1 protein-coding gene is annotated in these 212 nt (G+C 42.9%); it reads right to left on the bottom strand.

Features of this window, described 5'->3' with window-relative positions:
* Positions 1 to 212, bottom strand: a 212-nt coding sequence (locus tag A3860_RS41420; protein WP_158085489.1) for a hypothetical protein, incomplete at both ends; no start/stop codon positions are given.

The following is a 212-nucleotide window of genomic DNA, read 5'->3' as shown; positions in this document are numbered from 1 at the left end:
ATTAGCGTGTCTTTATAAGTGCCAGCTGCGTTATAAGAGTTCCCGTTCCAGAGATACGGGAGCTTATTGCTACAAATGGTTGCCGTTTGGGTGCCTGTCAATGCTGCTTTTACTGTCAAAGTAAGTGTAACAATAGAATCGCAACCAGCCACATTCTTCAATGTGTCTTTATAGGTGCCTGTAGCATTAAGTGATTTGCCATGCCAGATGTA

Origin of the sequence: Niastella vici (genome assembly GCF_002077945.1) — a bacterium.
GTDB lineage: Bacteria > Bacteroidota > Bacteroidia > Chitinophagales > Chitinophagaceae > Niastella > Niastella vici.
Note: the sequence above shows the minus strand (reverse complement) of the source record. Positions and strands in the feature narration are given on the sequence as shown.